This is a genomic window from Streptomyces sp. NPDC005485, from assembly GCF_040606085.1.
GTDB lineage: Bacteria > Actinomycetota > Actinomycetes > Streptomycetales > Streptomycetaceae > Streptomyces.
The window spans coordinates 1-9,357 of sequence record NZ_JBEXDZ010000244.1; the positions used below are offsets into that span (position 1 = coordinate 1).

The window sequence follows — 9,357 nt, forward strand, 5'->3', positions numbered from 1 at the left end:
CGCCTGGCCGTGTTCGACAGGCGCACACGGAAGGTGTACCGGGCATACCCGGTGTCCTTCGTGGCCGCTTCTGTCGTCATGCATCCGAACCTACTTGGGAGGACTGACAGTTGAGAGTTCTTGATCATTGTGGGCGGCATCACCGCTGTGCGGGGCGGACACCGGATCGCCCTGACGGCGGTCCGGCTACCCCTGCCCTGCTCCGCAGGAGTCCGACTCCTCCCCGGCCTGAAGACCGGGGCATCCTCGGAGGAACCCGGTGAATCCATGAGTGGGGCCGTCGGTGGCGAGGTCCGACTCGCCGACGACGTGGTTGCCCTGCACGTCGGTTGCCCGGCTGGAGTCGCCCAGCGTGCCGAGATCGGTCATGGTGTGGGCGCGCAGGTCGTAGGCGAAGGCGTGTTCGGCGGCGTTGCCGCTGGTCTGTGAGCTTCCGACGACGGTGTGGCCGTCGATGGCGGCCGCCGCGCTGCGGGTGCCGCCCAGGGTGCCGAGGTCGTGCACGGTGTAGTGCACGGAGCGCGCCGTCGGGTTTGCCGGCGGGGTGTCAGCCGCGTAGGCCGGAGCGGTGGCCGCGGTGAGCAGGCCCGCGGCCACCAGAGTCCAGGCACGTAAATGTCTGCGCATGTTGCCCCCCTGAAACGATCGGTCGTAGCGAACGGTTCGGCAGACGGCTGTGCCTCCCCAGGCACGGGCCGACCGGATGCTGCACAGCCTTCACTTCTACCTCAGTTCCGATCGGCCAGACAGGGGGCGGTCGGCCACAGGTGGCAGGCAGGTGAGTGCCCGTCAGGGCCCGGGGATGCTCACCTCGCGCTGTTCATGAAGTGCCGACGGGCTGCGGGTCGGTGCGGGCCTGTTCCACCGCGGCCGCAAGGGCTGTCGGGCCGGCGGGGTCGAGGAGGGCGTGCACGTGGCCGTCGGGGCGGACGATCGCGGCGATCGGCTTGTTGCCCAGTGCCCGGGCGAGCGGCCCGTGGGTGGGCGGGCACTCGATGACCGCGGCCCGGTCGCCGAGGGCCTGTCGCACCTGCGTGCAGGTGTGGTTCCAGTCGGCGGGGCGGTGGCGGCCGGCGTGCAGGAGGACGGTGTAGGTGTCGGCGGCGGCTGTGGTCCAGCCGTGCGGGGCGCCGGTGTCGGCGCCGAGCAGGACGGGGAGGCGGGCGCCGGGCTGGAGGGTGGTGCGGGTGCGCCGGGCGGTGGGGGTGGCCGGGTAGGTGACCTCCAGCTGGGCGATCTGGGGGGAGAGGTAGCGCTGCAGGAGTCCGGTGCGGCCGGCGGTGCGTACGGCGGCGTCGCGCAGGGCGAGCTGTGCGGGGTGGGTCAGCATGCCCCAGCGGGTCTGCAGGGAGGTGGTCTTGGCGACTGCGTGGACGGCGGGCCGGCGTTCGGCGTCGTAGCTGTCCAGGGCGGATTCGTGCAGGGTGCCGCGCAGGACGCCGGCGAGTTTCCAGCCGAGGTTGGCGGCGTCCTGCAGTCCGGTGTTCATGCCCTGCCCGCCGGCCGGGCTCATCACGTGCGCGGCGTCTCCGGCCAGCAGGGCGCGGCCGCTGCGGAAGCGTTCCGCGGAGCGGACATGGACGCGGAAGACTGCGCTGAAGCGCAGTTCGCCCAGGGTGACGCCGCCGGGGCCGCGTTCGCTCAGCACGCGTTGGAAGAAGTCGCGGGAGGGTTCGGTTTCGGCGAGTTCGGGCGGCACGCTGACCGCGACCCGGTGCACGCCGCGTGCGACGGGGGCCAGCGCCATGCCGCCCTGGGCGGTGTAGCAGTAGTGGACGACGTCGGGGGGCAGGTCGCCGGACAGCTGCGCGTCGGTGATGGCGAAGTTGACCGGCAGCTGCGCCCCGGCGAAGGCGATGCCGAGCTCTTTTCGCACGGTGCTGTGCGCGCCGTCCGCGCCGATGATCCAGGAGGCGTCGATCTGTTCGCTGGCGCCGCCGGGGAGTTCGAACGTGGCGTGCGCGCGCGGGCCCGAGGCGTCCAGCGCGGTGAGGCGGGCGCCGCGTTCGACCTTGCCGCCCAGCTCCTGGAGGCGGGCTTCGAGGACCGCCTCGGTGCGGTCCTGGGGGATGCCGAGCGCGAAGGGGAAGGGTGTGGTGTCGAGCCGGTCCAGCCATGCGGTCGCCAGGTGCCGGTTGTTGGAGAGGTAGGAGACACCGCGGACCTTGAAGCCCTCGTCGAGCAGTTGGTCCGTCACGCCGATACGGCGAAGGAGTTCCAGCGGGCGAGGCCAGATGGTGGTGGCCCGGGAATGCGCGGTGTGCCCGCGTGCGGCATCGAGAATCCGTACCGGAATTCCTTGCTGAAGGAGTTCGCAGGCAAGGACAAGGCCGACCGGACCGGCACCCACCACGACGACTGGTTCGTTCACGGAAAGAGTCCTGTTCGTTTGATTCGCATGGCTGATCCGCATGGCTGATTCGCATGGCGCGGACGGGGTGTGGGACGTCACCTCACGCTAGGCACGGGGCCGGCGGGGCGGAAGGATTCCGGCTGCAAGACAAGTCCCGGTGTTTCCAAAGTGACATCGCGGGCTGACCCAAGGGGGAATTCTCAACATCCTTGCCCGGCCATAGATTTGGCTGTGCCTCTTCGCACTGCGCCCAAATTCCCTGCCAGTGAAATTGCGGCGCCTCCCCCGCTTGTGAACGCGACAAGTGTTTCTGCGACCCGACAAGGATGCTGATGAAGGACACACCCCCCTCCGCCGCCCGCCACCCGGTGATCACTCTCACCGCGGTGGTGCTGGCCTCCCTGCTGCTTCCGATCTCCCTGACCGGGGCGTCGGTGGCGATGCCCGGCGTGGCGGCCGACTTCCACAACGGGCTCGCCGCCGGACAGTGGATCGTCAACGGCTACGACCTCACGTTCGCCAGCTTCATGCTCGCGGCGGGTTCCTTCGCCGACCGCTTCGGCCGGCGCAAGGTGTTCTTGACCGGCATCGCGCTGTTCGCGCTGTGCTCACTCATCTCGGCGCTGTCCAACGGCATCGTGCTGCTGGACATCGCCCGCGCCGTCGCCGGCGTCGGCGCCGCGGCCGTCCTGACCTCCGGCAGCGCCCTGCTGGCCCAGGTGTTCGACGGTCCGGCACGCGCCAAGGCCTTCGGTGTCTTTGGTACCGCGGTGGGCATCGGCATGGCGTTCGGGCCGTTCGTCGCGGGTTCGCTGTCCACCAACTTCGGCTGGCGTTCGGTGTTCCTGGTTCCCGCGATCGCCGGCGCGGTGGTCGTCGCCCTGACCGTGTTCCTGCCCGAGTCGCGTGACCCGCAGGCCACCCGCGTGGACTGGGCCGGCACCTTCACCTTCAGCGGCGCGCTGGCCGCGCTGATCGCCGCCCTGCTCGAGGGCTCCCAGCTGGGCTGGGCCTCCCCCTTCAACATCGCGGCATACGCGGTGTTCGCCGTCCTGCTGGTCGCCTTCGTCTACGTCGAACGCCACCAGGAACGCCCGATGTTCGACCTGAAGCTGTTCAGCCAGCCGCAGTTCGTGTCGCTGTGCGTCGGCGTGGTCGCGCTGGTCTTCGCCTTCACCCCGCTGCTGGTGTACCTGCCCACCTACCTGACCGCGGTCAAGGACCAGAGCACCATGCACGCCGGTGTGGACATGCTGATGCTCACCGTTCCGACGATCTTCTTCCCGATGATCGCCGGTGCGCTGCTGCGGTGGATCCCGGTGCGCCACATGGTCACCGCCTCGGTCGCCCTGACGGCCATCGGCGCGGCCTGGCTGACGGTGCTGAGCCCTGATGTGAGCAACTGGGCGGCGCTGGGCCCCTTCGCGGTCATCGGTATCGGCATCGGTGTGTCGTTCGGTGTGATGGACGGCGCGGCCGTCTCCAGTGTGGACGCCGAGCGGGCCGGCATGGCCGCCGGAATGTTCAACACGATGCGCCTGGCCGGCGAGGCCATCGGCATCGCGGTGGCCGGCACCCTGCTGGCGACGTTCACCCGCCAGCAGATCGGCAGCAAGCTCGACGCCTACCCCGGGCCCTACGGGCACCAGCCGGGCGCCCTGGCCGACGCCCTCAACCAGGGCCAGCTCAGCGGCCCCACCGACACCGTGCCGGCGGCTTCACGCGCCGCCTTCCACCAGATCGGCGCCGACGCCTTCACCTCCGGCCTGCACCAACTGCTGTGGATCCTGGCCGCGTTCGCCGCCGGCGCCACGCTGCTGGTGGCCGTGGTGGGCGCCAAGTCCCGCGCGGCTGCCGCGGCGCAGGCCGAGCAGACCGCACCCGATCAGGCCGAGGCCGACACCAACGTGCCCGTCGGGGCCTGAGCACCAACTCCCCCGCCCCACAACACCCTTCACGCCCTTTACGCCCTTCACGCCCGATGGCCGGGCCCCCTTCGACGGGAGAAATCAGCATGACGAGCGAAAGCGTCCGCGCACCGGGGCGCGTCGCGGTGGTCACCGGGGCGGCCCGCGGGATCGGTGCCGCCACCGCCCGCCGGCTGGCCACGGCCGGGCACGCGGTCGCCGTCGTCGACCTCGACGAGAGCAACTGCCACACCACCGTGCAGGCGATCCTCGACGCCGGCGGCCGCGCCATGGCGGTGGGCGCCGATGTCAGTGACGAAAAGCAGGTCGAAAGCGCGGTGGAGCGGATCGCCGAGGAGCTGGGCAGCCCCGGCATCCTGGTGAACAACGCCGGAGTGCTGCGCGACAACCTGGTGTTCAAGATGTCGCAGGCGGACTGGGACACCGTCCTCGCCGTGCATCTGCGGGGCGCGTTCTTGATGAGCCGCGCGGTCCAGCGGCACATGACGAAGGCCGGCTGGGGCCGGATCGTCAACCTGTCCAGCAGTTCCGCGCTGGGCAACCGCGGCCAGGCCAACTACGCCGCCGCCAAGGCGGGCCTGCAGGGTTTCACCAAGACGCTGGCCATCGAACTCGGCCCGTTCGGCGTCACCGTCAACGCGGTGGCACCCGGATTCATCGCCACCGACATGACCGCCGCCACCGCCGAGCGGATGGGCCTGAGTTTCGAGGAGTTCCAGGAGTCCTGCGCCGCGCAGATCCCGGTCCGCCGGGTGGGCACCGCCTCGGACGTCGCCGAAGCCATCGCGTTCTTCTGCGGGCAGGGTGCCGGCTTCGTCTCGGGCCAGGTCCTCTACGTCGCCGGCGGCCCGCTGAGCTGACGGGCGCTCCCGTCACACGGCCGCCCGGCCTCCCCCCACTCCCCTCCCCATTCTCATTGTCATTCTCCTAAGGAGTTCTTCCATGCCCGAACTGACCACCGACCGCGTCCAGGACGCCTTCATCGCTCTGGCAAGCGGTGACCGGGACAAGATGCTGGAGTACTGGGACGAGAACCTGCGCTTCGAGATCCCCGGCAACCACGCCCATGCCGGATGGCACGAGGGCCTGGATGCGTTCCTCGGCTTCCTCGGGACCGTCGGGAAGCTGTCCGCCGGTAGCTACCGGGCGGAGAACGTGACGATCATGGCCAATGCGGCGGACGGCTACTCGGTCGACGTCAACAAGAACTGGGCGCTGCGCGCCGGCGCGCCCTCCGATTCCACCTCACCGTACGACCTGCTCGACGTCACCGCGCTGCACCTGCTGCGCTGGCGTGACGGGCGGGTCGTGGAAGGCCGCGGCGTCATACTCGGCGACGGCGCGGCCACCTCGGCGCTGTGGTGGTCGCCGCTGGACGCGCAGGGAAACCGCACCGCTGCCGCCTGAACCCCTCTCCCCGGCGCTCCTTCTCCCGGTTCTCCCGGTTTTCCAGAAACCCTCCCTCGACTGCCGGCGGCCCCCTTGGCCGCCGGCAGTCGCGCGCTGCGCCCCCGGGGCGCGGGAGGATCAGGTGTTCTCGCGGCTCGTGTCAGCGCCGGGAACTAGATGATCAATTCCAAGGGATGCTTGCGGAGGGTGTGGGGTGGGCGGCGGCTGACAGCGGCCATCAAGAACTCCCCACGTACGGCCAGATCGGTGAGTAACCGTGCGTGCTTGCGGGATGGTCGCTCGCACCTGGGTCAGACCGCCGACGGGCTGGGCATGAATGCGCCTGAGGACTACAGCAGTTGAGGAGGGGGCAGTGAGAGGGAGACCACAGTTGTGGGTGGTCGGCGTCCTGCTGGGCGTCGCCGCTTCCGTGCTGATGTGCGGGCTGGCCGTGGCCGCGGTGGTGCTGGTTCCCGCGTGGTGGCCTCACCCGGCGGTGGCGGTCGTTGCGACGCTGTTGGTCCTCGGCGTGGGGTTCTCCTTGATCGGCGTGTGCTTCGTCCGTCTTGGTTCTTGGCACTTCGGGGTGGCCGCGGTTGTGGAGTTTCTCCTGGCTCTGGGGTTGCTGGCGTTTCTCGACCAGGCCGTGCTCGCTGTGTGGGGCAAGCCGGTGGACACCGTCGTCACGGAGTCCGTACGGCATGAGCGGAACTCCCCGACGGGGAAGGTCACCCGGTTCTGGTGGGAGTGCTCGCTGGAACGCCTCGACGGCACGGAACTCGAGCGGAATCTGAGGGAGTCGGAGCTCATCCCGGTCGGGAAGGCATGCCCCGCCGACGCGGAGGCAGGAGACCGGCTCGTGGTGTACGCGGCGCCAGGAGGCTTCGCCGCGCCGCAGACGAATGCCCCTGTCGGGGGTATGTGGCTGGTCGTCGCATTCACTGCTGCTGCCACGGCAGCGGCAGCAACGTTTACGGCTGTCGGCATGACTCGTGCGGGTACGCCCACGAATCCTCCGTAAGCCCCCGTACGGTCAGTCCCCGTCGTCGACCCACTGCTCGCCGCCACCGCCTTCGACTGCCCGCGGGACTACGTCGGCCGCCAGATCGAACTCTCCGGCGACGAGATCACTTTCCCTGACATGGCCAGGATCTATGAGCGGGTCACCAGCGTCCCGACCCGCTTCGAGGCACTGCCGATCCTGGAAGGAATTCATCACTAGGCGGCTGGGGACACCCGGCTCCTGATCCCGCCCCACCTCTTGCCGTGACCCACCGTCACATTCGCGGCCAGTTGTCTCCCCGTCAACTGGCCGCGAGCGGGGAATCTGAACTGGCCACCCACAGGCGGCCGAAGCCACCGCGAGACGGTCAGGCGGCGGGCTGCTGGCCGTGGTTGTCGAGGTGGCAGGGCAGTCAGGCGTCAGGGTCGACTTCGGGGTGCGTGAACCGCACGGGCTTGCCCAGCGACCGGGCGTAGGCGATTTCGGCTCGGGTGCTGTCTCCGATGTAGTCGCCGACTACGAGCACCTCATCAGCGAGCCGGATCTTCGCCCGGTGCAGATCGTCGAGTCGAACCTCCAGCGCCTCGGCCTCGACAGGATCGGACCAAAGTTCGTGCGGCGACTTCATGTCACAGCCCGGTTTGACGACAATCTTTCCGGCTTTGGTCTCCCGCAGATCGGCCTCGTTCATCTCGGTCATGAAGCGGGTGGAGCCGCAGATCACGACGATACGCGGGAGGCTCAACAGCTTCTTCGCGTCGGCGAGCTTCTCCTCTGGGGGGAGCAGTTGCGGGTATGACACTGGTTCCTCCTGGTGGTGTGGTCCAAGGGGCGCCTGCGGAGACGAGAACGAGGGTGTCCAAGGTCGTTTTGTGACGAACGACGTGGACACCCTCGCGACAGCACTCTATGCGACGACCGACGACATCCTGAAGGAGCATCCCGACCTGGCGCCGTGGCGCCCGCCGGTCGGCATTACGCCCCGCCTGAGCGATGCCGAACTGGTCACCCTCGCCACGATGCAGGCCATACTCGGCTACACCTCCGAGGCCAAATGGCTCCGCCATGCCCGTGCCCACCTACGCCACCTCTTCCCCTACCTGCCCCAGCAGCCCGGCTACAACAAGCGGCTGCGCAAGGCCGCCGGTCTGATGCGAAGCGTCAACCGGATCCTGGCCACCACCACCTCGGTGTGGAGCGACGACGTATGGGTCGTGGACTCCACCCCGGTGGAATGCGGCCGCTCCCGCGAGACCGTCAAACGCTCCGACCTGGCAGGCTGGGCCGAATACGGCTACTGCGCCAGCCACAGCCGCTTCTTCTGGGGCCTGCGCCTGCACTTGGTCTGCACCCTTCAGGGCCTGCCCATCGCCTTCGCCTTGACCGGGGCCAAGGCCGACGAACGCGAGACCCTCCTGACCTCCTGGCAGCCGAATGCGAGCTTCTGCGAGAGCGCCCCCGACGGACTCTCATCGGCGACAAGAACTACTTCGGCCGTGGTTTCGAACGCGAACTGTCCGAGCATGGAGTCCAGTTGCTGCGGCCTGCCCGTAAAGGTGAACGGGAACGGCCTGGCGCAGCCCTGTTCAAGCCGCTGCGACAGGTCATCGAATCGATCAACGAGACCTTCAAGGGACAGCTTGACCTCGAACGGCACCGAGGGCGCACACCCGGAGGTGTCATAGCCCGCGTCATGCAACGCATCCTCGCGCTGACCGCCGCGATCTGGCACAACGACGCCACCGGACAAACCGTCCTACGCTCACTGATCGCCTACGATCACTGACCCCTTGGAATAGATCATCTAGCGGAGGCCACTGACAACGCAGTGAACTCCGGCGCTGCGCGCCTGCGGGCCGAGGATCGCATTCCCGCCCGGCCTGAAGACCGGGATTCCCTGCGAAGATCAAGGGATGGTCGAACACGATGCTCTGAGTGCCACCCGCGAGGCCTACGACGCTGCCGCCTCCGTCTATGCGCAGCAGTTCCGTGACGCTCTGCAGGACAGGCCCCTGGACCGCGCGATGCTGGGGGTCTTCGCCGAGGCCGTAGGGGCCGGTGGAGGGGCTCAGGTCGTGGATGTGGGGTGCGGGCCCGGTCATGTCACCGCGCATCTGGCCGAGTTGGGGGTTTCGGTGTTCGGCGTGGATGCCTCGCCCGCGATGATCGAGCTGGCCCGGCAGGACTGTCCGGGCCTGCGGTTCGAGGTGGGCTCGATGGCCGCGCTGGACATCGCCGACGGTGTGCTGGGCGGCGTGCTCTCCCGGTGGTCCGTCATCCACACCCCGCCGCAGGAACTCCCCGTCATTTTCGCGGAGTTCGCCCGTGTGCTGGCACCTGGCGGCCATCTTCTGATCGGCTTTTCGGCCACCGACGGTCCCTCTCACCTCACGCAGGTCTTCGATCATGCCGTCGCGCCGGCCTACCGGTGGTGGCCCGACCATCTCTCCGCGCTGCTGCGTACGGCCGGGCTGGCGGAGGTGGCCCGGATGGTCCGCGAACCTCAGCCCACCGACCGGCGCCAGTTCCAGGAGATCCAGCTGCTGGCCCGCAGAGCCTGAGCAGGGGCTGCTGATGACCCAACGTCTTAGACCGTGTCCTACGTGGTGAGGCGGACGAGGCGCTTGTAGCAGCACATGGCTGCGGCGAGGCCGAGAAAGGCCAGGTAGTTGCGGGGATTGCGT

At 68.9% G+C, this 9,357-nt stretch carries 8 protein-coding genes and 1 pseudogene; 6 read left to right on the forward strand and 3 right to left on the reverse strand.

Features of this window, described 5'->3' with window-relative positions; all coding sequences use genetic code 11:
- Positions 1 to 186: 186 nt before the first annotated feature.
- On the reverse strand, positions 187 to 627 hold the full coding sequence (locus tag ABZS97_RS41855) for a hypothetical protein (protein WP_356148358.1): 441 nt from the start codon (positions 625 to 627) through the stop codon (positions 187 to 189).
- 193 nt (positions 628 to 820) lie between these two features.
- Entirely contained in the window at positions 821 to 2,371 is a 1,551-nt protein-coding gene (locus ABZS97_RS41860; RefSeq protein ID WP_356148360.1) for an FAD-dependent monooxygenase, read from the reverse strand.
- A gap of 314 nt (positions 2,372 to 2,685) precedes the next feature.
- Here ABZS97_RS41860 and ABZS97_RS41865 point away from each other — a divergent pair, with 314 nt between their 5' ends.
- The 4 genes from ABZS97_RS41865 to ABZS97_RS41880 all read left to right on the forward strand — a co-directional run bounded on the left by ABZS97_RS41865 (position 2,686) and on the right by ABZS97_RS41880 (position 6,691).
- Positions 2,686 to 4,278 (forward strand): MFS transporter, encoded by a 1,593-nt coding sequence (locus ABZS97_RS41865; protein WP_356148365.1) that lies wholly within the window; start codon positions 2,686 to 2,688, stop codon positions 4,276 to 4,278.
- A gap of 89 nt (positions 4,279 to 4,367) precedes the next feature.
- Positions 4,368 to 5,141, forward strand: coding sequence for a 3-oxoacyl-ACP reductase FabG (gene fabG, locus ABZS97_RS41870; protein WP_356148369.1), 774 nt, complete (start codon positions 4,368 to 4,370; stop codon positions 5,139 to 5,141).
- Positions 5,142 to 5,223: 82 nt separating this feature from the next.
- Complete coding sequence (locus ABZS97_RS41875) at positions 5,224 to 5,688, forward strand: nuclear transport factor 2 family protein (RefSeq protein ID WP_356148374.1); 465 nt, start codon at positions 5,224 to 5,226, stop codon at positions 5,686 to 5,688.
- 379 nt (positions 5,689 to 6,067) lie between these two features.
- A complete protein-coding gene (locus ABZS97_RS41880) occupies positions 6,068 to 6,691 on the forward strand; it encodes a hypothetical protein (RefSeq protein ID WP_356148377.1) in 624 nt (207 codons plus the stop codon).
- A 394-nt stretch (positions 6,692 to 7,085) separates the two neighbouring features.
- Here the strand turns inward: ABZS97_RS41880 and ABZS97_RS41885 are convergent, their stop codons facing one another.
- Positions 7,086 to 7,475 (reverse strand): hypothetical protein, encoded by a 390-nt coding sequence (locus tag ABZS97_RS41885; RefSeq protein ID WP_356148384.1) that lies wholly within the window; start codon positions 7,473 to 7,475, stop codon positions 7,086 to 7,088.
- Between the two features lie 70 nt (positions 7,476 to 7,545).
- Between ABZS97_RS41885 and ABZS97_RS41890 the strand changes: the two are divergent.
- Together ABZS97_RS41890 and ABZS97_RS41895 are read left to right on the forward strand one after the other, a co-directional pair.
- Positions 7,546 to 8,459 (forward strand): annotated as a pseudogene (locus ABZS97_RS41890) (IS982 family transposase).
- A gap of 127 nt (positions 8,460 to 8,586) precedes the next feature.
- Entirely contained in the window at positions 8,587 to 9,234 is a 648-nt protein-coding gene (locus ABZS97_RS41895; RefSeq protein WP_356148388.1) for a methyltransferase domain-containing protein, read from the forward strand.
- The last annotated feature ends 123 nt before the right edge of the window (positions 9,235 to 9,357 follow it).